This is a genomic window from Lysinibacillus xylanilyticus (assembly GCF_001708185.1).
GTDB lineage: Bacteria > Bacillota > Bacilli > Bacillales_A > Planococcaceae > Lysinibacillus > Lysinibacillus xylanilyticus_A.
Map to the genome: position 1 here is coordinate 35,516 of NZ_MDDN01000020.1, position 21,931 is coordinate 57,446.

17 protein-coding genes, 3 tRNA genes, 1 rRNA gene and 1 pseudogene are annotated in these 21,931 nt (G+C 39.1%); 19 read left to right on the forward strand and 3 right to left on the reverse strand.

Going from position 1 to position 21,931, the window contains the following annotated elements; genetic code table 11:
* Positions 1–34: 34 nt before the first annotated feature.
* The 3 genes from BFJ97_RS21135 to BFJ97_RS21145 form a co-directional block, all read right to left on the reverse strand.
* Positions 35–106: transfer RNA gene (locus BFJ97_RS21135), tRNA-Glu, on the reverse strand.
* A gap of 5 nt (positions 107–111) precedes the next feature.
* Positions 112–188: transfer RNA gene (locus tag BFJ97_RS21140), tRNA-Met, on the reverse strand.
* A gap of 10 nt (positions 189–198) precedes the next feature.
* Positions 199–273, reverse strand: a tRNA-Gly gene (locus tag BFJ97_RS21145).
* A gap of 494 nt (positions 274–767) precedes the next feature.
* Here BFJ97_RS21145 and BFJ97_RS21150 point away from each other — a divergent pair.
* The 19 genes and pseudogenes from BFJ97_RS21150 to BFJ97_RS21240 all read left to right on the forward strand — a co-directional run.
* A complete protein-coding gene (locus tag BFJ97_RS21150) occupies positions 768–3,167 on the forward strand; it encodes a SpoIIE family protein phosphatase (protein WP_068986599.1) in 2,400 nt (799 codons plus the stop codon).
* A 25-nt stretch (positions 3,168–3,192) separates the two neighbouring features.
* Positions 3,193–4,599 (forward strand): tRNA lysidine(34) synthetase TilS, encoded by a 1,407-nt coding sequence (gene tilS / locus BFJ97_RS21155; RefSeq protein ID WP_068986600.1) that lies wholly within the window; start codon positions 3,193–3,195, stop codon positions 4,597–4,599.
* A 64-nt stretch (positions 4,600–4,663) separates the two neighbouring features.
* Positions 4,664–5,206: a hypoxanthine phosphoribosyltransferase gene (hpt, locus tag BFJ97_RS21160; protein ID WP_068986601.1), complete on the forward strand. Its 543-nt coding sequence runs from the start codon at positions 4,664–4,666 to the stop codon at positions 5,204–5,206.
* Between the two features lie 579 nt (positions 5,207–5,785).
* The gene (gene ftsH / locus BFJ97_RS21165) at positions 5,786–7,810 is read left to right on the forward strand and encodes an ATP-dependent zinc metalloprotease FtsH (RefSeq protein ID WP_068986602.1); all 2,025 of its coding nucleotides are present in this window, start codon (positions 5,786–5,788) and stop codon (positions 7,808–7,810) included.
* A 237-nt stretch (positions 7,811–8,047) separates the two neighbouring features.
* A pseudogene (locus BFJ97_RS23880) lies at positions 8,048–8,212 on the forward strand (aldo/keto reductase); the annotation flags it as partial.
* A 772-nt stretch (positions 8,213–8,984) separates the two neighbouring features.
* Complete coding sequence (locus BFJ97_RS21175; RefSeq protein WP_068986604.1) at positions 8,985–9,752, forward strand: type III pantothenate kinase; 768 nt, start codon at positions 8,985–8,987, stop codon at positions 9,750–9,752.
* A gap of 21 nt (positions 9,753–9,773) precedes the next feature.
* The gene (gene hslO, locus BFJ97_RS21180; protein ID WP_068986605.1) at positions 9,774–10,655 is read left to right on the forward strand and encodes an Hsp33 family molecular chaperone HslO; all 882 of its coding nucleotides are present in this window, start codon (positions 9,774–9,776) and stop codon (positions 10,653–10,655) included.
* Positions 10,639–11,610: a peptidyl-prolyl cis-trans isomerase gene (locus BFJ97_RS21185; RefSeq protein WP_068986606.1), complete on the forward strand. Its 972-nt coding sequence runs from the start codon at positions 10,639–10,641 to the stop codon at positions 11,608–11,610. Before hslO ends, BFJ97_RS21185 begins: the two co-directional genes overlap by 17 nt.
* A gap of 381 nt (positions 11,611–11,991) precedes the next feature.
* On the forward strand, positions 11,992–12,921 hold the full coding sequence (gene cysK / locus BFJ97_RS21190; protein WP_068986607.1) for a cysteine synthase A: 930 nt from the start codon (positions 11,992–11,994) through the stop codon (positions 12,919–12,921).
* Between the two features lie 182 nt (positions 12,922–13,103).
* Positions 13,104–14,513: an anthranilate synthase component I family protein gene (locus tag BFJ97_RS21195; protein ID WP_068986608.1), complete on the forward strand. Its 1,410-nt coding sequence runs from the start codon at positions 13,104–13,106 to the stop codon at positions 14,511–14,513.
* Positions 14,510–15,091: an aminodeoxychorismate/anthranilate synthase component II gene (gene pabA / locus BFJ97_RS21200; protein ID WP_068986609.1), complete on the forward strand. Its 582-nt coding sequence runs from the start codon at positions 14,510–14,512 to the stop codon at positions 15,089–15,091. Before BFJ97_RS21195 ends, pabA begins: the two co-directional genes overlap by 4 nt.
* On the forward strand, positions 15,092–15,931 hold the full coding sequence (pabC, locus tag BFJ97_RS21205; RefSeq protein WP_068986610.1) for an aminodeoxychorismate lyase: 840 nt from the start codon (positions 15,092–15,094) through the stop codon (positions 15,929–15,931).
* A 13-nt stretch (positions 15,932–15,944) separates the two neighbouring features.
* Positions 15,945–16,799 (forward strand): dihydropteroate synthase, encoded by an 855-nt coding sequence (folP, locus tag BFJ97_RS21210; RefSeq protein WP_068986611.1) that lies wholly within the window; start codon positions 15,945–15,947, stop codon positions 16,797–16,799.
* Complete coding sequence (gene folB / locus BFJ97_RS21215; protein WP_068986612.1) at positions 16,799–17,167, forward strand: dihydroneopterin aldolase; 369 nt, start codon at positions 16,799–16,801, stop codon at positions 17,165–17,167. The genes folP and folB overlap by 1 nt, the downstream gene beginning before the upstream one ends.
* Positions 17,164–17,685 (forward strand): 2-amino-4-hydroxy-6-hydroxymethyldihydropteridine diphosphokinase, encoded by a 522-nt coding sequence (gene folK / locus BFJ97_RS21220; protein WP_068986613.1) that lies wholly within the window; start codon positions 17,164–17,166, stop codon positions 17,683–17,685. Before folB ends, folK begins: the two co-directional genes overlap by 4 nt.
* 43 nt (positions 17,686–17,728) lie before the next feature.
* On the forward strand, positions 17,729–18,769 hold the full coding sequence (dusB, locus tag BFJ97_RS21225; protein ID WP_068986614.1) for a tRNA dihydrouridine synthase DusB: 1,041 nt from the start codon (positions 17,729–17,731) through the stop codon (positions 18,767–18,769).
* A 179-nt stretch (positions 18,770–18,948) separates the two neighbouring features.
* Complete coding sequence (gene lysS, locus BFJ97_RS21230) at positions 18,949–20,451, forward strand: lysine--tRNA ligase (protein WP_175401827.1); 1,503 nt, start codon at positions 18,949–18,951, stop codon at positions 20,449–20,451.
* A 100-nt stretch (positions 20,452–20,551) separates the two neighbouring features.
* The gene (locus tag BFJ97_RS21235; RefSeq protein ID WP_068986616.1) at positions 20,552–20,824 is read left to right on the forward strand and encodes a hypothetical protein; all 273 of its coding nucleotides are present in this window, start codon (positions 20,552–20,554) and stop codon (positions 20,822–20,824) included.
* 1,033 nt (positions 20,825–21,857) lie between these two features.
* Positions 21,858–21,931, forward strand: a 16S ribosomal RNA gene (locus BFJ97_RS21240); the annotation flags it as partial.

Below are 21,931 nucleotides of genomic sequence, written 5' to 3' on the forward strand. Positions count from 1 at the left end.
CGCCTCAGAACAATTCTGAGACGCCTATTTGAGATGACCCCTACGGGATTCGAACCCGTGTTACCGCCGTGAAAGGGCGGTGTCTTAACCACTTGACCAAGGGGCCTACTATGGTGGCGGCCGAGGGGATCGAACCCCCGACCTTACGGGTATGAACCGTACGCTCTAGCCAGCTGAGCTAGGCCGCCATTAATATTATGGAGCGGAAGACGAGGTTCGAACTCGCGACCCCCACCTTGGCAAGGTGGTGTTCTACCACTGAACTACTTCCGCATTTATTTTAAGGACAAGTTAAATAATACAAGCCTTTGTTACTAACGTCAAGTAGTTTTCTTAAAAAAAATAATAAAAATATATGGTCAATATAAAAATTTATGAATTGGTTAAAGATTAACTTCTTTCAGCAAGTGTTTTATGTAACGTAAGTGAAACGGCAGTTACAAATATCTGCTGAAAAAGAGGAACTCTGGCTTAAGAGCTTCACATCCTATGAAAATGCCTGAGTGACCAACGTCGTGTTGTTGTTGTTGTTGTTGTTGTTGTTGTTGTTGCCGCTTCGCTTTCGCACAAAAAACATCTGCAGGCTTAAGCATAAAGTTGATCCCGGACGCGATTACACTCTATAGTTTTCGTGGGAATTGTTGCCATATCTCGTATTTATGTATATGTATTCGTCGAAATGTTTATATTTTTTTCTGTCACCGTCAGACAATCTTTCCACACATAATTTTTTATAATAGCCAAAAGTGCAGAAAGGGGATAGTGAAATGACGAGTATTGAATGGTATAACACAGCAAATGTAGACGATGATCAAAAATTAGGAGCGAAAAAAAGGCAATTGATGATTGGCTCCCTACTCTTTTTAACATCCTTTTTTTTAGCTCAGTCTGTTGTATTTGAAGCGGCTGTACCTTTCTCGGTTCCTTTTTGGGCAATTATTCGAACGAAGTATAAGGAATATGCCAAATATGTTTTGTTTGGTGGTTTAATAGGGTGTTTTTTCCTTGGTTTTGGACAAGTCTTCATTTTAGCGTTGCAAATTGTTATGTATGAATGTATTATGCGCTTTCGCTATTGGCAGCTGCCACAAAGTATTGCGGTCTCTTTAGCGGTACTGTTTGTGCAGATTATGTGGCAGGGGGTTATGTATCAAGGCTTACCACCGGTGCTTGTACAATTTTATGTAGGCTGTGAAGCAGCTTTAGCTCTTATTATGACACTGTTTATGCAAGTATTGTTTGTTAATTCTTATGAATGGTTTACGAGTCATTGGACATATGAGAAGCTAGGTTCTGGATTAGTTGTATTTGCTGCTATGCTTACAGGGATGCAAGCAATTGTCATAAGCTATTTTTCACTTCCCATTTTTCTATTACAACTATTAATTTGCTTTGGTGCGTTAGTAGGAAGTGTACCATTAGCAACGGTTATTGGAGCAGTGCTCGGGACTCTCATTGGTGTTGCAAAACTTTCGTTTTCAGGTATGCTTTCAGTAGCAACTTTAACGGGATTGTGCGCAGGGATGGGAGCTCGCGCTGGAAGGTTTGGTGTAGCAATTGGTAGCATTTTGCCAAGTGTGTTTTTTTTATTTTACGATGCAACATTACCGTTAGATAGTGTCTATTTCACATCGATTGCGATCGGGAGTATTGTTTTTCTAACCATCCCCCAAAAATATTCTGATAAGGTGCGGGACAAACTGTTTCCGCAGCGCGAGGAGGTCTTACTCGCTCGGCAAAATTGGTTAACGGAGCATGTTACGTATAAACTAGAGCATTTCCAGCATTTTGTACAATTTATGAAGGAGCTTGTGTTTGAACGCTTTATGACGGTCCCGATAGAAGAGGCAAAGGAAATATCACCGATGAATACATGTTTAAGTTGCTTCCGCTATGATCGTTGTTGGGGAGCACAAAATAACGGAATGGACAAGCTTATGACGGACTGGTTCCATATGAAAGGCGTTGGAAAGGAATCTGCTCTTCACCGTGTCGAAGAACAACTACGCTTTAAATGTGTAAAATCAACGAAGATTTTTGAAGAATTAGAAACAGAGTTGTATAGAGAGCGCATTAATGGACAGTATTTTCATGGTAAGAAAATGATTGCGCTTCAGCTGCGGGATATGAGCAATCATCTAAATCAATTAATAGCGGAGATGAAAGAAGAGGCTATCTCCTTCGTCAGTGTGGAAAAGGACATTACTCAACGATTAAAAGATGCACATATTGAATGCTTTCAACTAGATGTAATAAGCAATAAGCCTGGAGCACGAAAAATTGTATGTGCCTTAGCACCGGCACGTGTCAATTGGGAGGAAGACACGACAGTAGCTGAACGGATGATACTGCCAATTTTATACGATATTTTTGAAGAACCCTTTGAAATTGAAAAAGTAGTAGCATGTGATGTACCATTTCGTCACATTCAAGTAAGCTTTAGATCAGCTATAAGCTTTGAAGTAGAGTATGATATATATAGCATGTCTAAAGATGCGACGTTATATTCAGGTGATTCCCATGCATTATTTCAATTGCATCCTGGACTATTTGCAATTTTATTGTCAGATGGTATGGGTCAGAGTAAAGAAGCACAGCATGAAAGTAGAAAATTAATACATTTAATGCGGGAATGCTTAAATTACAATATGAACCCAGAAACTGCGATGCATACGTTGCATTATGTTATGTCTTTAAAGCAACAAAATGATATGTATGCAACGCTTGATTTTGCCCTTGTCGATTTACAACACGGTGATTTATGGTCGTGGAAGGCTGGGGGAATGTCTACGTATATTTTACGTGGGAAAGAGGTGCTGAAGGTTGAAAGTAATGCAGCGCCTGTAGGATTTTTATCTATTTCAGCAGTCGAGGCTGAAAAAAGAAAGCTGAAAGCGGGCGATGTAATTTTAATGCACTCCGATGGATTATTTTCAAGTGTGGATGATTGGGACGAGCAGGAGGAGACATTTTTAGCGTATGCGCAGCAGGTAGCAGGCACTACTAAATCCATACAGGAAAAACTAACAACGATTATGCAATCTTTCCAATCTTTTTATAACATTGACGACGATTGCACTGTATTGATGCTAGAAGTTACCCATGTTGTACCTACATGGGCTGTGTTTAGACCAGTTGAACATTCTATGAGTAAATCAACAAAATAGAAAACGAAAAGGGGAGGAGAAGCGTTTGTCACTTGAATTAAAGGTCAAATTATTTATTGAAAAAGAACAATTATTACAGCCAGACGATCATCTTCTCGTCGCCGTTTCGGGTGGATTAGATTCAATGGCTTTACTCCATTATTTTGTTACAACAAAAGAGCAATGGGGGATTACGGTAGAAGCCGTACATGTTGATCATATGCTAAGAGGTGAGGCATCTGCTGAGGATAGAGCTTTTGTCCAAAAATATTGTGATGAGTATGGTGTAAACTTATATGCAAAAGCTATTCCAATACCAGAAATCATGGCTTTAGAAAATGGGAATTCACAGCTTATTTGTCGTAGAGAACGGTATCAATATTTTAAAGAGGTCATGCAAAAAACAAACGCTAGCAAGCTTGTAACTGCACATCATGCGGACGACCAACTGGAGTCAGTATTAATGGCCCTGACAAAAAATGCAACGATAAATGGTATGCAAGGTATACGTTCACAACGCTTTTTTGAAGGAAAATCATTAATTCGTCCGTTTTTAACGGTTACAAAGTCCGAAATAGGGGAATATTTACTTATACAAGGTTTAGATTATCGGGAAGACGCTAGCAATTCTAAAGACACCTATGTACGCAATCGTTTTAGACATCATGTGGTGCCATTATTGGAAGCTGAAAATCCTCGAGTAACGGAGCAGGTGACCCATTTTACAAAACAATTGCAAGAAGATGATGCCTATTTAATGGCATTAGCGGAAGATGTATTTTCTAGAACGATACAAATTAGAAGCGGAAATACATATAGCATGGAAATTGAAGCTTTTCAATTGGTACCACTTGCTTTACAAAGGAGGCTCATTTTAATACTATTAAACTATCTTTACAAAGATTCAAATACGATACAAAGTTATGCTTTATTGACTTCAATTTCAAAGCTTTGTGATACGACAGCTGGGTATGCTGAAGTTCACTTGCCAGAAGATTTTATAGCAGTTCGCCGTTATGGAAAATTAACGATTCAGAAGAAAGACCCATTAGAAGGGCAAACTTCTCCTGAGAAAAAAGTTATTTCAACTGCTAATGGGTGGGCCACATTGACAAATGGTGAACATTTATGCGTAGTCAAGTTGTCTGATTTATCGTCTGAAATGATAACGGATACTGCAAAACTTTTTTATTTTAACGCTAGCAAACTCAAACTTCCACTCTATGTTAGAGCGCGTAAGGAAGGAGACAGAATGCTGTTAAAAGGTATGGATCAGCCGAAACGTTTATCTCGCCTTTTTATAGATGAAAAGATTCCTTTAAATGAGCGAAATAGCTGGCCGTTACTGATTTCTCAATCTGATGAGGTAGTAGCGGTAATTGGTGTGCGTATGGGAATGTTTTTTTCAACCACTCCACAACCTAACGATGATACAGTGCTCATCGTAGACTAAGGTCTTTGTAAAATTTCACCACAAATGGTTGAAAATTTTTTTATACACACGAGGAGGAATCGATATGTTACAAAATGACATCGAAAAAATTATGATTTCAGAAGAACAATTACAAGAAAGAATCGCTGAGTTAGGAGCACAATTGACAGAGGAATACAAAGATGCATTCCCGCTAGCTGTTGGTGTTCTAAAAGGGGCAATGCCTTTTATGACAGACTTAATGAAACGTTTCGATTCTTTCATTGAGCTAGACTTTATGGATGTTTCTAGCTATGGCAATGCCACAGTTTCGTCAGGCGAAGTAAAAATTCTAAAGGATTTAAATACAAGCGTTGAGGGGCGTGACGTATTAATTATTGAGGATATCATTGATAGCGGCTTAACTTTAAGCTATTTAGTAGACTTATTTAAATACCGTAAAGCAAAATCCATCAAAATCGTTACATTGTTAGATAAGCCATCAGGTCGTAAAGTAAACTTAGATGCTGATTATGTTGGTTTTGAAGTGCCAGACGGCTTTGTTGTAGGGTATGGCTTAGATTATGCAGAAAAATACCGTAATTTACCATATATCGGCATTTTAAAACCAGAAGTCTATTCTTTCTAAGAAGTAGGGGTTAACGAAAGTACACCAACTATGAAACGAGAGAGCCTCCAGCGAAGGTCATAGATTTTTGTTTTTTGGCTCATCACCAAAAGTTATCGATGACATTTGTTAAAACGTATGTCATGTATATAAGTTGATTTGAGTGGAGGCTGGGCGACTCCTTGAGGATTAGTGATAGAGGAACGAAGGCTAAGAGCAACACATTCTGTGATAACGCCTTCGTGACCAACATCGTGTTGCTGCAGCTACGCTCTCGCACATAAAATACATGCTTCCCTAAGCGAGGAATAGAGTGCCCAGTCGGAGCGAAAATTAACCTCACGTTATGGTGATGAACTTTTTTTAAGCGTAATTCAAAAATTTAGGCATATTGTTCAGCTGTATCAAGATAAAGGAATAGGTACAACTACGCTGGGATACAATTATGCCGAGGTATACTTGATAAATGCATGAATATGTTTTGATTTCGACAAAAATCGAACGAAACTTTTTTAAAGCAGGGCTTTTCGTTGTATGATGAAATCATGATATGTTAAGATTTTACTTATAATTTTTCTGTTTGTAATGAGGAGGCTGGAGATGAATCGAATATTTCGATATACCATATTCTATTTACTGATTTTCCTGGTGATTATCGGTATTTTTGGTACTTTCAACGGTGGCAATGCACCAACGAAAGAGTTAACTTATGCTGAGTTTCAAGAAGCTCTAGATAAGAAAGAAATAACAAGTGCGACAATTCAACCTGATAAATCAGTATACATCGTTGAAGGTACACTGAAGGGTTATGAAAAGGGTCAAAAATTCACAGTAAATATCCCTCGTGATAACCAATCTTTAATGGACCGCATCGATGAGGCTGCTAAGGATAAGAATAGTAATATTAGATATTTAACAGCGCCGGAAACAAGTGGATGGATTCAATTCTTTACGGGGATTATTCCTTTCATCATTATCATTTTCTTATTCTTCTTCCTAATGAGTCAATCTCAAGGTGGCGGTAATAAAGTGATGAGCTTTGGTAAAAGTAAAGCTAAACTTTATGACGATCAAAAGAAAAAAGTTCGTTTTACAGATGTAGCGGGTGCTGATGAAGAGAAAGCGGAGCTTGTAGAGGTTGTTGATTTCTTAAAAGACCACCGCAAATTCACTGAAATCGGTGCACGTATTCCAAAAGGTATCTTACTTGTAGGTCCTCCAGGTACAGGTAAAACATTACTTGCACGAGCAGTAGCGGGTGAGGCAGGCGTACCATTCTTCTCGATTTCAGGTTCTGACTTCGTAGAAATGTTTGTTGGTGTCGGTGCATCACGTGTTCGTGACTTATTTGAAAATGCTAAGAAAAACGCACCGTGTATCATCTTTATCGATGAGATTGATGCAGTAGGTCGTCAACGTGGCGCAGGTCTTGGTGGTGGCCATGACGAGCGTGAACAAACACTGAACCAATTGTTAGTTGAAATGGATGGTTTCGGAGCAAACGAAGGTATTATTATTATCGCTGCAACAAACCGCCCAGATATTTTAGATAAAGCGTTATTACGACCTGGTCGTTTTGACCGTCAAATTACAGTAGGACACCCTGATGTAAAAGGTCGTGAAGCTATTCTAAAAGTGCATGCGCGTAACAAGCCTTTATCGGATACAGTGGATTTAGCAGCTGTTGCACAACGTACTCCTGGATTCTCAGGTGCCGACTTAGAGAACTTGTTAAATGAAGCTGCACTTGTAGCTGCTCGTAAAAGTAAACGTACAATTAATATGGCAGATATCGATGAGGCATCTGATCGAGTAATTGCAGGCCCAGCAAAAGCTAGCCGTGTTTACTCAGCGAAAGAAAAGAAACTTGTATCCTTCCATGAGGCCGGCCACGTAGTCGTTGGTTTAGAGCTAGATGAAGCGGATACAGTACACAAAGTAACAATCGTTCCTCGTGGTCAAGCTGGAGGTTACGCGATTATGTTACCGAAGGAAGAACGTTTCTTCACAACAAAACAAGAACTATTAGACCGTATTGCTGGACTTCTTGGTGGTCGTGTAGCAGAGGAAATCGTACTTGGTGAAGTATCTACTGGGGCACATAATGACTTCCAAAAGGTAACAAGTATTGCACGTGCCATGGTCACTGAATATGGTATGAGTGAAAATCTTGGTGCAATGCAGTTTGGTTCAAGTCAGGGTGGGAATGTATTCCTTGGTCGTGACTTTAATTCAGATCAAAACTACTCTGATTCAATCGCTTATGAAATTGATAAAGAAATGCAAAAAATTATCGATTCGCAATATGAGCGTACGAAACGAATCCTAACTGAAAAACGTCATTTACTTGATTTAATTGCTAACACATTAATGCAAAAAGAAACATTGAATGCGCAAGAAATCGAGCATTTACGTGACCACGGTGTTTTACCAGAACCAGAGGTTGAAACGGTTGTAGAAAAAACTCTTAAAGTTGAAGTTCAACCAACATTAGATGTAGTTGGTGAACCAGTTGTTAAAAAAGAATTGCTTAACAATGAGCCAGCTCCAACAACGGCTGATCTACCAAAAGAAGGTCAAGAGCCAAACGATACACCTAAAGGTATCGATGAAAAACGTGATTAATATTGGAAAGACTGTTTACTATTTTTGTAAGCAGTCTTTTTCTTTGCCTTTTTTCAGCATAAGATATTAGGATAGAAATATTATTTTACGCAGCTGCGTAATAGAGTTTCTACTATTTGTTCCGTACAAATACATCAGAACGCTTGATGTATAGCCAATATGGATAGGAGTGTTAAAAAGTGGGAAGCATAACATTGAATAATGGTTTAGAAATGCTGTTAGTAGGCTATGGTGTTTCAGCATGGTGTAGTAACAATTCCAAAAACAATGACTCCTACACGTATGACGGAAAATCTAACGGTCTTTGACTTTGCGTTAACAGAGGAAGAAATGGCTCAATTAGATACACTAAATGATGGATTACGTTGTGGACCAGACCCAGAAAAATTTAATTTTAAATAATATGTAAGGAGCTACCTATATGAGGGTGGCTCCTTTCAAAATAAATAAATTTCATACTAAAAAAAGTGAAGTTGATTTCCGTTCCAGGCTACTCGCTTTCCTGTGGGCGAGCGTCGAGCCGCTTCCTCCGCTACGCTCCGTGCAGGGTCTCGCCTGTCTCGCTTTCCCACGGGAGTCGAGTAGCCTTCCACTCCAATCAGCGATAGCGTAAAACGTAATATGGCGACCTATAACATGGAAGTATTGCAGACCTGTTATTGCTAACGCTATGCTTTCGCGCAAAAGCATACATTGTTGAAGCTTTTTTATAACTATAAATAGAGTGCCCTGCCAGAAGACACACGCTAAGTAGATTGGTTGATTGGAGTGGAGGCTGGGTGACTCCTTGGGGATCAGCGTCACAGATGAGACCCTGGAGCGAGCAACGCGAGTGAAGCGGCTCATAGGACGCCCCCAGGAAAGCATCCAGCCGGAACGGAAATCAACCCCACGTTTTGGTGATAGGAAATAAATTATTGAAAGGAGATACCCATGATGAGGGTGACTCCCTTTTGTAGTGAGATGAATGCTATTTCGTAGGAATAAAAGTGTGGTATCATTTTCTAAGTGTTTTAACTTCTTTGTGCAATCGCAAAGGCGATTTCGGATGCAATTATGCCGATGCATAATTGATCTTTACTTTTTGTGCATGAGTATGCATTGTTTTAGTTGTATCAATCGTATAGTGACAGGTACAATTACGATGAGGTGCAATAAATAGGAGGCATCAACCATGATTTTAGTTTTAGATGCAGGGAATTCGAATATCGTTTTAGGTGTCTATGATGACAACGATCAATTAGCCTTCCATTGGCGTATGGTGACAGACCTTCATAAAACAGAAGATGAATACGCAATGCAAGTACTATCTTTCTTTAATCATGCAGGCATTTCATTTGAACAAGTTAAAGGTATTATCATATCCTCTGTTGTACCACCAATTATGTTTTCGTTAGAAGCGATGTGTCAAAAGTATTTCCGTAAAAAACCGCTCGTTGTAGGACCAGGTGTGAAAACAGGATTGAATATTAAATATGAAAACCCGCGTGAAGTTGGCTCAGACCGCATAGTGAACGCTATTGCAGCCCTAGAAGCTTATAAAGCACCGCTGATCATTGTTGATTTTGGTACTGCCACAACATATTGTTACTTAAACGAAAAGGGCGATTATATGGGCGGTGCTATTGCTCCAGGTATTTCTATTTCTACGGAGGCACTCTATACACAGGCAGCTAGATTGCCGCGTATTGAAATATTGCGCTCTCCACATATTGTTGGAAAGACAACTGTATCTGCGATGCAGGCCGGAATTTTTTATGGCTTTGTTGGGCAAGTAGAGGGAATTGTTAATCGCATTAAAGCGCAAAGTAAGGAAGAGCCTTTAGTTATTGCTACTGGAGGATTAGCAAATTTAATTGCTGGGGAGACGCAAGTTATTGATATAGTCGACCCGTTTTTAACATTAAAAGGCTTATATAAGCTATACAAACGTAATCAATAAGAAATGAGGGACATTTCATTTATGAAAGACTATTTAGTACGAGGTTTAGGGTTTAACGGACAGGTTCGTGTTTTTGCAGCTTGTACAACAGCAACAGTAGGAGAAGCGCAACGTCGTCATAATACATGGCCAGTTGTGTCGGCAGCCCTTGGTCGTTCGATGACTGCTGCTACGATGATGGGTGCTATGTTAAAGGGTGAAGAAAAAATCACTATTAAAATTGAAGGAGACGGTCCAATTGGTCCAATGGTGATTGATAGTAACGCTAAAGGAGAAGTACGTGGCTTTGTAACGAATCCTCAGGTTCATTTTGAGTTAAACGAGCAAGGTAAGCTAGATGTACGTGCAGGTGTAGGGACAGAAGGTGCATTAACAATCGTAAAAGACCTCGGCTTAAGAGATATGTTCTCTGGACAAACACCTATCGTATCAGGTGAAATCGCTGAAGATTTTACTTACTACTTTGCTACATCAGAGCAAGTACCTTCATCAGTTGGACTAGGTGTTTTAGTAAATCCTGATAACACAATTCTCGCAGCAGGCGGCTTCATCCTTCAATTAATGCCAGGCTGTGAAGAAGAAACAATCGATGAAATCGAACAGCATCTGGCTACTATAGAGCCAGTTTCAAAAATGATTGAAAAAGGCTTTACACCAGAGCAAATTTTAGAAGCTGTATTAGGAAAGGGTCATTTACAAATTTTAGATTCCATGCCAGTAGCATTTAAATGTCAATGTTCAAAAGAGCGATTTGGTGCAGCAATTTTAGGGTTAGGGACACAGGAAATTCGAGAAATGATTAATGAAGATGGCGAAGCAGAAGCACAATGTCACTTCTGTTTAGAAACATACCATTTCTCAAAAGAAGAGCTAGAAGGTTTTATCGATGAGCTCAACGCGTAATCGAAGACCTTTAAAAACTACACCGTCCAACCAAACGCCCTTATTGCACCGCCGTTTAAAAACTAAACCTGCTTTAACAGTTATTGTAATTTTATTATTAGGAAATATTCTATGGCTTATTGCTTGGTTAATCCCAAATGAAGTTCAAGAAATTGGTAGCGATGAACAAGTCGCTGCCATTGACGGGGATATTATTACACGTCAAGAGTGGATGGTTGCCATGGAAGAACGCTATGGTAAAGAGACACTACAAAATTTAGTGAATGAATCTGTGATGGAAAATGCAGCGAAGAAATATAAAATAAAAGTTACGGATGAAGAGATTGATTTAGAGCTAGCTTTAATGCGTACTGCTCAAGATAAATTTGATACAGCCATGAAAAACCTTTCAGCGGAGCAGCTACGACAAAAAATCCGCTCACAACTTATTTTAGATAAGGTACTGACAAAAGATGTAGTTATTAAAGAAGACAGTATTGAAAAATATTATGAGGAAAATCAGGCACTGTATAATACGAAAACAAGCTATCGTACTAATTTTATCGAGGTGGACTCCAAAAAAGCTGCTGAGGAAGCGTTAAGTGAAATAAAAAGTGCCTCAGATTTTTCAGTACTAGCACGTGAAATCTCAGTAGATAGCGCGTCAGCTAGTTTAGGAGGAGATATCGGTTTCCTTACAGAAAAACAGGAAAATGTTGATCCTGCCATTTTAAAAGCCGCGGAGGCTTTAAAAGTAGGTGAAGTTAGTAAAGCATTTAAGCTTGATAACGGACATTACGGAATTGTACAAGTTCAAGAAATAGTAGAAGGACAATCCTTTACATACGACGATGTGAAAGAACATATTGAACGTGAGCTTGCGCTAGAACAATTGCCACAATCTGTTACACCAGAAGCATTTTGGTCGGAATTCAATGCAACTTGGTATTACGGAGAAGCAAAAAAAGGTAAATAACAGATTGCTCCGAAATGACATCCGCCGGAGGCTTTAGGCCAACTCGATGTTGGTCACTCAGTCGTGTGTTGCTGTCGCTTCGCTTTCGCTACAAAAAAATTTGTAACTGCCGTTTCACTTACGTTACATAAAAGAAGTTAAAGAATCTGCAAGATATCTGCTTGAAAAGTGAGCCAGGAAAACACTGCAGACGTTTAGCGTCAACAGAGTAACGGCTACTCTAGGATATTGAGCAGATTTTTTATTTAACCTAGTTTAGCTAGATGGCAATAAATATTCTGAAAATATAAGTTTTATTGATTGACAATCGAATGGAAAAGTTGATAAAATCAAAATAAGTAAAACCTATGAAAATAGTAGGGATTAGGAGTGGATGGATAAATGAGTAGATTAGCGAACTCGGTAGCTGAATTAGTCGGTAAAACACCAATTGTAAAGTTAAATCATGCAACAGGTGAAAACGAAGGTACTGTTTATGTGAAATTAGAATATTTTAACCCAGGTAGCTCAGTAAAGGACCGTTTAGCTTTAGCGATGATTGAAGCAGCTGAGAAAGACGGTACATTAAAGCCAGGTGGTACAATTATTGAGCCTACTTCTGGTAATACTGGTATTGGTCTTGCGATGATTGCTGCGGCGAAGGGTTATAATGCAATTTTAGTGATGCCAGAAACAATGAGTTTGGAGCGTCGTAACTTATTACGTGCATATGGTGCAGAACTTGTATTAACACCTGGACCAGCAGGTATGAAAGGTGCGATTGCTAAAGCGGAAGAATTAGCTGCTGAGCATGGTTACTTCTTACCACAACAATTCACAAATCCAGCTAATGCTGTTGTTCACCGTTTAACAACTGGTCCAGAGATTGTAGAAGCATTTGAAGGTTTAAAATTGGACGCATTTGTTGCTGGTGTTGGTACAGGAGGTACAATTACGGGTGCAGGTGCTGTGTTAAAAGAGAAATATCCTGATATCGAAATTATTGCTGTTGAGCCAAAAGATTCACCAGTGCTTTCTGGCGGTCAACCAGGACCTCATAAAATTCAAGGCATCGGAGCTGGGTTCGTACCTGAAGTGTTAGATACAGATGTATATTCTTCGGTATTTCCAGTAGAAAATGAGATTGCTTTCGAGGTAGCTCGTAAAGTAGCGCGTGAAGAAGGTATTTTATGTGGTATTTCATCGGGTGCAGCTATCTATGCTGCTATTGAAGCAGCAAAACGTTTAGGTAAGGGCGCAAATGTTCTAGCAATTGTACCTTCTAATGGGGAACGTTATTTATCAACACCATTATATCAATTTGAAGACTAATCTATTTATATTTGTACGTTAGGGCTCCTTTCAACAAGGAGTTCTTTTTTGTTTAACTATAAATTTTTAAATGTAAAAACCTAAAGAAATAAATTAAAGGGAGTGATTTAAAAATATTCGCTTCTAGGCAGTATTCAAGTTAAGATGGAATCACATCAAATGACTTAAAGGGGAATAGCAACTTGAAGACGATACTTACGAAAACAATAACAATGGATGCAGATTCGTTTTTTTATAGCTATAAGAAGCAAACAGAAGCAGAGCAAGCACATGTATTTTTAGAAAGTGGACGTGGAGAGAATTGTACAATAGCAGCTTGGAATCCGTTGGCTACGGCGCAGTCGGTCGAGAATGGTTTGCTTGTAAATTGGAGAAATGGTGAGAGCGAAGTTTTAAACGGTGAGCCTCTTGCTTTGCTAGAGGGATTGTTAGAGAAATATCACCTTTCATACAATGCTGAGCTTCCTGCTTTTCAAGGTGGAGCTATAGGGTTTGTTACATACGATTATGCGCGTAAAATTGAAATGCTACCTAATACTGCAGTAGATGATTTACATGTACCAGATATTTATTTTTATATCTTTGATTGCTGGGCAGTACATGATGTCAAAACAAATAAAGTAACGCTAATGAAGCTAACAGACTGTGACGTAGATTTAGAAGAATGTGCTAAGGCATGGCAAGGGGCAGCGCAAGAAGGATTGCTTTCACGCAAATTTGAAAAAACAAACGCTGTAGAAATAGTGAATGACGAAAGTGAATTGTTAGTATCATTTGCTGGAACTGACTTTGAAGACGCAGTAAGTAAAATTCAAACATATATAGCCCAGGGCGATGTGTTTCAGGTGAATTTATCAGTACGTCAATCCAAAAAATTAAATGCAACTGCAATGGATGTATATGAAGCATTACGTGCATTTAACCCGTCTCCTTATATGGCTTATATAGAAGCGCCGGATTTTGCTGTCGTTTCTGGATCACCTGAGCTTTTGGTGAAGCGTCACGGCAATGAATTGTCTACGCGACCAATTGCTGGCACACGACCAAGAGGGAAATCCGAGGCGGAGGATTTGGCATTAGCGCAGGAATTGATTGATAACGACAAGGAACGTGCCGAACATGTAATGCTTGTTGATTTAGAGCGTAATGATTTAGGACGGGTATCTACATTTGGAACGGTTGAAGTGGATGAGTTCATGGTCATTGAACGCTATTCCCATGTGATGCACATTGTTTCGAATGTACGAGGAGAAATGGCTGAGGGAAAAACGAATGCAGACGTGATCCGTGCCATGTTTCCGGGAGGTACGATAACAGGTGCTCCGAAAATCCGTACGATGGAAATTATCGAAGAGTTAGAACCTGTAAGAAGGGGATTATACACTGGCTCAATTGGCTGGCTAGGCTACACGGGTGATATGGAATTTAATATTGTTATTCGTACAGCATTTGTTAAAGATGGAGTAGCGCATATCCAGGCAGGGGCAGGCATTGTTATTGATTCTGTTCCGGAAAAAGAATACCAAGAGTCTCTAAATAAAGCGAAAGCAATGTGGCAGGCAAAGGCAATGGCAGAGGAGCGAGCAAAATGATTTTAATGATTGATAACTATGATTCATTTACGTATAACCTAGTGCAGTATTTTGGGGAATTTGGTCATGAATTAGTGGTAAAAAGAAATGATGTATTGACGTTGAAAGATATTGAGCAACTTGCACCAGATATGATTGTCATTTCTCCAGGACCATGTAGCCCAAATGAAGCAGGTGAAAGCCTGAACATTATTAAGTATTTCGCGGGAAATATTCCGATTTTAGGCGTTTGTCTTGGTCATCAAGCAATTGCTCAAGTTTTCGGAGGGAAGGTTATACGAGCTGAGCGTTTGATGCATGGTAAAACATCGCCCGTTTTACATGCTGAAATAGGTTTGCATAAGGGAATGCCAAATCCATTTGAAGCAACTCGATACCACTCCTTGATTGTTGAAAAAGAGACATTACCAGCATGTTTTGAAGTAACTGCATGGACAGAAGAAGGCGAGATTATGGGTATTCGTCATAAGGACTATCCAATTGAGGGCGTGCAATACCATCCTGAATCGATTATGACGGAGCAAGGTAAAAAGCTTCTACGTAAGTTTATAGAATTGTATGTAGAGGGAGCGAAGTAAATGCTGTGTTGGATGAACGGTGACTACGTAGCGGCGCAGGATTTGCGCATATCGCCATTCGATCATGGATTTTTATATGGTTTAGGTTTTTTCGAAACGTTTCGAACGTATAAGGGAAAGGTGTTTTGCTGGGAAGAGCATATGGGGAGGTTGCAAACAGCGCTTTCTCAATATCGTATTCATCTTCCTTATACTGAAGGTGATTTACTAAAGGTTGTTCAGCAATTAAATGAACAGGCGAATGGGCAGGATGGCTATTTCCGTTTAAATGTATCAGCTGGAGAACATAGTATCGGTTTGCAGCCGACTGAATATAGACATCCGAATGTTATTGTTTTTCGCAAAGAATTACATGATACACCTAGAGGTATGGAAAAAAACGCACAGTGGCTTGTAACACCTCGTAATACTCCTGAAAAAGGACTGCGAGTGAAATCACATCATTATGGCAATAACGTTCTTGGGCGTTTTGAAATGCCATCTTTGGCGCAACAAGAAGGCTTCTTTTTAACAGAAGATGGCTATGTTGCTGAAGGTATTACATCAAATATCTTTTGGGTGAAAAATGATATACTATATACGCCTTCTCTAGAGACTGGTATTTTACCTGGAATTATCCGAGCATGGGTAATTGAGCGAGCGCAATCTCTAGGGATGAAGGTAATGGAAGGTTTCTATACTAAAGCAGATGTGGAGCAAAGCTTAGAATGCTTTATTACCAACTCTGTACAAGAACTAGTTCCAATTCGTAAATTAGAAAACAAGAAGTTACTAGGCAATGAAGGGCCTGTTTATTCGTGTTTACATGAAGCATTTGTCAATGAAGTGGAACAAGAATAGAAGGAGCGTTAACATGCTAGAAAAATATACAACACCATTAACTATTAACGGTATCACGTTAGACTATACAGCAGAAACTTTCGTGATGGGTATTTTAAATGTCACGCCAGATTCATTTTCAGATGGAGGAAAGTACAATAGTGTTGAAACTGCTGTAGCCCAAGCGAAAAAAATGGTAGCAGAGGGTGCTAAAATTATTGATGTTGGCGGAGAATCAACACGCCCAGGTTATGAGCGTATTTCAGATGAAGATGAAATTGCGCGTATTGTACCTGTTATACAAGCGCTAGCAGCTGAAGTACCAGCGGTTATATCGGTTGATACGTATAAAGCGAACGTCGCACGAGCAGCTATTGAAGCTGGTGCACATATTATTAATGATATTTGGGGAGCAAAAGCAGATCCTGAGATCGCTCAAGTTGCTGCAGATTTAAATGTACCGATTATTTTAATGCATAATCGAGAAAACACTGATTATGGAACTGATTTTTGGGTAACGGCAAAGGCCGATTTAGAGAAGAGTATTGCTATTGCTCATAATGCAGGTATACCAGATCACCATATTATTTTGGACCCAGGAATAGGCTTTGCTAAAACAACTGCCCAAAATATTGAAATGATGCAGCATTTAGAGGACTTAGTAGCAATGGGTTATCCTGTTTTGCTAGCAACTTCCCGTAAATCAATGATTGGTCATGTTTTGAAGCTACCTGTTGAGGAGCGTGTAGAAGGTACAGGCGCAACAGTTGTTTATGGTATTGAGAAGGGATGCCATATGATTCGTGTGCATGATGTAAGGGAAATGGCGCGAGCTACTTATATGGCTGATATATTAGTAGGTAAACGTATTTATAAGGAGGAAGTGTGATGGATTATATTCATTTAAAGGATATGCAGTTTTACGGCTATCACGGTGTTTTAGCAGCGGAAACTACACTCGGTCAACGCTTTCGTGCTAATGTTTCACTTGCTGTAGATATGACAACGGCAGGGGAAACTGATGACTTAAATTATACGGTGAACTATGCAGAGGTTTATGCGTTATGTCGTGATATCGTGGAAGGTGAGCCGTTCAAGCTTATCGAAGCACTTGTATCGAAAATAGCAAATAGTATCCTAGAAACATACTCAGAAAAGGTTAAGGGTGTTCGAGTGGAGCTTATTAAACCAGACCCGCCAATACATGGCTATTATAAAGAAGTATCAGTTGAGGTAACGAGAGGTGATTACGAATGAATGATGTGTATTTATCGATCGGTACAAATATGGGAGACAGATTTGAAAACCTCCAGCTCGCTGTTAAACTTTTAATGGACAAAGCGGAAATTGATGTTGTGCACACTTCTTCAGTTTATGAAACAGCTGCTGTAGGCTACACTAACCAAGCCGATTTTTTAAATATTGCAGTTCATATTAAAACGAGTTATTCATCTTCCGAAATGCTGAAAATTTGCCAATGGGTTGAAAATGAACTAGGGCGTGTTCGTGAGTTTCGTTGGGGCCCTCGAATCATTGACCTTGACATTTTGCTTTTCAATCACGAAAATATTGAAACAGAGAGCTTAGTTGTTCCGCATCCAAGAATGTATGAACGAGCTTTTGTACTAGTACCACTGATAGAAATTGCGCCTATACCGGTTGGAAAACAGCTGCAAAAGGCACACGATATAATGCAACAGGTGGATTGTGAAAAAGAAGGCGTAACTTTATGGCAAGTATCAACAGAGCTGAAATTTATCCAGTCTGTTAATTAGATATATAGGATTAGGTAAAACCTATAGAAGGAGGAAAACAACGTTGAGTCAGACAACGGAGAAGCCGTTTCAAATTGGCGATATTGTCATGGACAACCGTGTCGTATTAGCACCAATGGCTGGAATTTGTAACTCTGCTTTCCGTTTAACTGTTAAAGAGTTCGGAGCAGGGCTAGTATATGCAGAAATGATTAGTGATAAAGGGATTGTCCAGAAGAACGAAAAAACACTAGGCATGCTTTATATCGATGAGCGTGAAAATCCACTTTCATTACAAATTTTTGGTGGTGATAAGGCAACACTAGTGGAAGCAGCCAAGTATGTAGATGAAAACACAACTGCTGATATTATCGATATTAATATGGGCTGCCCAGTTAATAAAATTATTAAATGTGAAGCGGGCGCTCGTTTACTTTTAGATCCGAATAAATTATATGAAATGGTAGCGGCTGTTGTAGATGCAGTAAAAAAACCTGTCAGCGTAAAAATGCGTATTGGTTGGGATGACGAGCATATCTTTGCTGTTGAGAACGCACAAGCCGCCGAACGTGCTGGTGCTTCAGCGGTAGCTGTTCATGGACGTACGCGTGTACAAATGTACGAAGGAAAAGCAAATTGGGATATCATTCGCCGAGTGAAGGAAAATGTGAAAATCCCTGTTCTTGGTAATGGTGATGTAGAAACTCCTCAAGATGCAAAACGTATGCTTGACACTACCGGGGTGGATGCCGTAATGATTGGACGTGCTGCTTTAGGTAATCCATGGATGATTTATCGTACAGTTCAATACCTTGAAACTGGTGAGCTAAAGGAAGAGCCAAGTGTACGTGAAAAAATTGATGTGTGCTTGCTTCACTTTGAACGCCTCATGCAATTAAAAGGAGAAGGTGTGGCGGTACGTGAAATGCGTAAACATGCTTCATGGTATTTAAAAGGTATTCGCGGTAATGGTAAAGCGCGAAAAGCGATTAACCAAACTGAAACTGCGGCAGATCTTCGTGCGCTATTAAATGGACTTGTACAAGACTATGAAGAGTGTGAATCTAAATTAATAGTACCAGAAGCAAAAGAATTAATTATTTAATATATTAAAAAGGCGTCTCGCTGTTCGTTTAGAGGCGTCGATTTTTCTGCCAACTTTAATTTTTAGAATTATTAATCATTTCTTCTTATATGGAAATTAAACCGAAACAGATGATTACAGCAATAAAATTGTGTACAATAGAAATATTATGGACGTAAACGCGGACAATTTAATAAGGAGTGAAACAAGTGTCAAACATAGAAGAATTAAATGATCAGCTTTTGGTGAGACGCCAAAAAATGACGGCTATTCGAGAAAATGGTCAAGACCCATTTGGTAGTCGTTTTGAACGTACACATTTATCAACAGAAGTACGTGAACAATTTACAGATCAATCAAAAGAGCAGCTAGAGGAAAACCTACAAGAAGTGATTATCGCGGGTCGTATTATGACGAAGCGTGGTAAAGGAAAAGCTGGCTTTGCACATATTCAAGATCTAGCTGGCCAAATTCAAATTTACGTTCGTCAGGATCACGTTGGCGAAGAAGCGTATGAATTATTTAAACAAGCTGACCTTGGTGATATCGTAGGGATTCGTGGTAATGTTTTCCGAACACAAGTAGGAGAGCTTTCGGTAAAGGCTGAAGAGTTTACATTCCTATCAAAAGCTTTACGCCCTATGCCGGAAAAATTCCATGGCTTACAAGATGTTGAACAACGTTACCGTCAACGTTATTTAGATTTAATGACGAATGAGGATAGTAAAACTACATTCATTACACGTTCTAAAATTATTCGTGCCATTCGCAACTACTTGGATAATGCAGGTTATTTAGAAGTTGAAACACCAATGCTTCATACAATTGCGGGTGGTGCAGCGGCTCGTCCATTTATTACACACCACAATGCACTTGATATGGAATTATACATGCGTATTGCTATTGAACTGCATTTGAAACGTCTAATTGTTGGTGGACTTGAAAAAGTATATGAAATTGGTCGTGTTTTCCGGAATGAAGGGATCTCAACACGCCACAACCCTGAATTCACAATGATAGAGCTGTATGAAGCTTATGCAGACTATAAAGATATTATGTCTCTAACAGAAAACCTTATTGCCCATGTAGCTCAAGAAGTTCTTGGGACAACTACAGTTCAATACGGTGAAGATGACATTAACCTTGCTGTAGGTTGGAAACGAGTTCATATGGTAGATGCAGTAAAAGAAGCTACAGGTGTAGACTTCTGGCAACCTATGACTAAGGAACAAGCTCAAGCTCTTGCTAAAGAACATGGAGTAGAAGTTAAAGAAACACATGAGGTAGGACATATTATTAACGAGTTCTTCGAACAAAAGATTGAGGAAACTCTTGTTCAGCCTACGTTTGTTTATGGTCATCCAGTAGAAATCTCACCTCTAGCAAAGAAAAATCCAGAGGACGAGCGTTTCACTGACCGTTTTGAACTATTTATCGTTCGACGTGAGCATGCAAATGCCTTTACAGAACTAAATGATCCTATTGACCAACGTGAACGTTTTGAAGCTCAGTTAGCTGAAAAAGCAGCTGGTAACGACGAAGCGCATGAAATGGACAATGATTTCATTGAAGCATTAGAATACGGTATGCCTCCAACAGGTGGGTTAGGTATTGGTATCGACCGTTTAATCATGCTTCTTACAAATTCACCTTCAATCCGTGACGTATTATTATTCCCAACAATGCGCCACATTACTAAATAAGTGTTTTTAAAGATGAATGAATATAGGTTATACTTTTAGAGTACTATGTTTTGCAGATAAAAATAATAAATAGTAACAGAAGTTTTATTGGGGGCTTGTAATGAATTACAAAATCTTTAACAAACAAGTATTTGAACAGGCACAAGTACGTTCAGTTTCAGATGTTACGTTAACTGAAGAAGAACTTGAAAACGGTATGAAGTTAGCGGTTTCTAAAGTAGATCCGACCCTTACTTTATATTTAGTAGATATTGACGGTCAGAAAAAATTCGACGTCCGTTGGGATGATTCTTCCGAAGTTTTCAGTGGCTGGTATTCTGCGTGGGATAATTTCTCTTGGTGTCTAAGTATAGTTGAAAAACAAAATGATTAATGTAGTAGTTTCTTTAAGAAAAATGAATTGTTTCATTTGATAAGGGACAAACATGATAAGCAGGAGTCAAGGTGCAGGAGAAGCACTTTGGCTCCTGTTTTCGCTATTGAGTATTTGTTAGGGTAATGTGTAGATGACGTAGGTGCGTTCCAGATGTGTAGGAATAGCCAGCTGGTAACTTTGAGGCATTATTGAGGAAGGCTGAAGAATGAGTAGTTTAAAAAGGACTAGAGCTTAACTTCTTTCAGCAAATGTTTTTTGTACCGAAAGCGTAGCGACAGGTACAGCAGTCTCCTGCCGCTATAGATGGTGAGATGATGAATGCGGTTTTAAGTCACTTTTCGGCGTGTATCCAAACACCGGCTGAAATAGGGGGACTCAGGCTAAGAGCTTCACATCCTGTGAAAACGCCTGAGAGATCAACGTCGTGTTGCTTCGCTTTCGCACAAAAAACATCGGCAGGCCTGAGCACAAAGTCGATTCCGGACGCGATTATGCTGAGACATAATTGATTTAGCTTGTTGAGATTTATGAGAAAGAGATGTATAGTAAAACAAATAAAGTAGTAGCTAGAAGATTACAAGAGTTGTTTATTACTCGAAAAAACACAAAATAGCTTACTAACTAATTATTTTAAAAAAAAGATAATTTTATAGCAAAAAAACACTTGCGGATGTAATGAAATCGTGATAAATTATTACTTGTCGTTAAAACGACGCAAGAACAAAAACGGTTTCGAAAAAACATTTCAAAAAGATGTTGACATCGATAACCGAGAGTGATATTATATAAGAGTTGTCGCTTCTGAAAAGGAGCAAAAAACTTCTAAAAAAAGAAGTTGACAACAAAAATAAGAAATGTTATGATATAAAAGTTGCTGAAATGAAACGGCGACGAAATGAACCTTGAAAACTGAACAAGCAAAACGTAATCAATAAAGTTTTTAGTAGCTAACCTTGAGTTAGTGAACGAAACAAAATTTTGGACATCAAACATGATGCCAGCAAAACAATTTGAGCTAATCAAATTTCTTTTTATGGAGAGTTTGATCCTGGCTCAGGACGAACGCTGGCGGCGTGCCTAATACATGCAAGTCGAGCGGACAGA

Coding starts and splice junctions, on each gene's coding strand:
- BFJ97_RS21150 (WP_068986599.1), top strand. CDS start 768: ATGACGAGTATTGAATGGTATAACACAGCAAATGTAGACGATGATCAA.
- hpt (WP_068986601.1), top strand. CDS start 4,664: ATGTTACAAAATGACATCGAAAAAATTATGATTTCAGAAGAACAATTA.
- ftsH (WP_068986602.1), top strand. CDS start 5,786: ATGAATCGAATATTTCGATATACCATATTCTATTTACTGATTTTCCTG.
- BFJ97_RS21175 (WP_068986604.1), top strand. CDS start 8,985: ATGATTTTAGTTTTAGATGCAGGGAATTCGAATATCGTTTTAGGTGTC.
- hslO (WP_068986605.1), top strand. CDS start 9,774: ATGAAAGACTATTTAGTACGAGGTTTAGGGTTTAACGGACAGGTTCGT.
- BFJ97_RS21185 (WP_068986606.1), top strand. CDS start 10,639: ATGAGCTCAACGCGTAATCGAAGACCTTTAAAAACTACACCGTCCAAC.
- cysK (WP_068986607.1), top strand. CDS start 11,992: ATGAGTAGATTAGCGAACTCGGTAGCTGAATTAGTCGGTAAAACACCA.
- pabA (WP_068986609.1), top strand. CDS start 14,510: ATGATTTTAATGATTGATAACTATGATTCATTTACGTATAACCTAGTG.
- pabC (WP_068986610.1), top strand. CDS start 15,092: ATGCTGTGTTGGATGAACGGTGACTACGTAGCGGCGCAGGATTTGCGC.
- folP (WP_068986611.1), top strand. CDS start 15,945: ATGCTAGAAAAATATACAACACCATTAACTATTAACGGTATCACGTTA.
- folB (WP_068986612.1), top strand. CDS start 16,799: ATGGATTATATTCATTTAAAGGATATGCAGTTTTACGGCTATCACGGT.
- folK (WP_068986613.1), top strand. CDS start 17,164: ATGAATGATGTGTATTTATCGATCGGTACAAATATGGGAGACAGATTT.
- BFJ97_RS21235 (WP_068986616.1), top strand. CDS start 20,552: ATGAATTACAAAATCTTTAACAAACAAGTATTTGAACAGGCACAAGTA.